The organism is Actinoplanes couchii (assembly GCF_016862075.1).
GTDB classification, from domain to species: domain Bacteria; phylum Actinomycetota; class Actinomycetes; order Mycobacteriales; family Micromonosporaceae; genus Actinoplanes; species Actinoplanes couchii.
In genome coordinates this window covers 1-929 of sequence record NZ_BOMG01000066.1, presented here as the reverse complement: position 1 = coordinate 929, position 929 = coordinate 1, and the positions used below count along the sequence as shown (strand labels likewise).

1 protein-coding gene is annotated in these 929 nt (G+C 67.6%); it reads right to left on the bottom strand.

Annotated elements, in window-relative coordinates:
• Positions 1-825, bottom strand: an 825-nt coding sequence (locus Aco03nite_RS27505; RefSeq protein ID WP_373872639.1) for an acetaldehyde dehydrogenase (acetylating), incomplete at its 3' end; no start/stop codon positions are given.
• Between the last annotated feature and the right edge of the window lie 104 nt (positions 826-929).

Genomic DNA, 929 nt, shown 5'->3' with positions numbered 1-929 from the left:
GCCACTGCCACTGCCACTGCCACTGCCACTGCCACTGCCACTGCCACTGCCACTGCCACTGCCACTGCCACTGCCACTGCCACTGCCAGCGATGATGTCGAACTGCGGCTCGTCCAGCAGTCGATAGCCGGGGACGTATGCCGAAATTGCGGATACGCGGTCTTCGATTGACTTGACGATCGCGGATCGATCCGCGGTTTGGGAGACTGCGCAGAAGATGGTGTCCCGCATGATCAACGGCGGGGTGGCCGGGTTCAGGACGATGATCGCCTTTCCGCGGGCCGCTCCGCCGATGGTTTCCAGGCCGCGGCTCGTGGTCCGGGTGAATTCGTCGATGTTCGCCCTGGTCCCCGGGCCCGCCGACCGTGACGCGACGGTGGCCACGATCTCGGCGTAACTCACCGGCGTGACCCGCGAGACGGCGTGCACCATCGGAATCGTCGCCTGGCCGCCGCAGGTGATCATGTTGAGGTTCGGGGCGTCCCGGTGTTCCCGCAGGTTGACCTCGGGCACGACGGCCGGCCCGATCGCGGCCGGCGTCAGATCGACGACCCGGATCCCCGCCTCCGCATAGCGCGGAGCGTTGGCCCGGTGCACCGCCGCCGAGGTGGCCTCGAAGACGATGTCCGGCAGCACCGCCTGCCCGAGCAACCAGTCCAAGCCGTCACTGCCGACCGCGAGCCCGAGGCCGGCCGCCAGTTTCAGCCCCGCACTGTCCGGATCGATCCCCACCATCCATCGTGGCTGGATCACCGGCGACCGAAGCAACTTGTACATGAGATCGGTCCCGATATTCCCGGACCCGACGATCGCGGCGCTCAGCATCATGCCCCCTTGCCCGGGCGGAAAAGGTCTGGAAAGAAGGGGCCCGAGCGAGAAGGTCCCGGATGGGAAAGGCCAGAAGCGGGAGGGCCGGAAGCGGGAGGGCC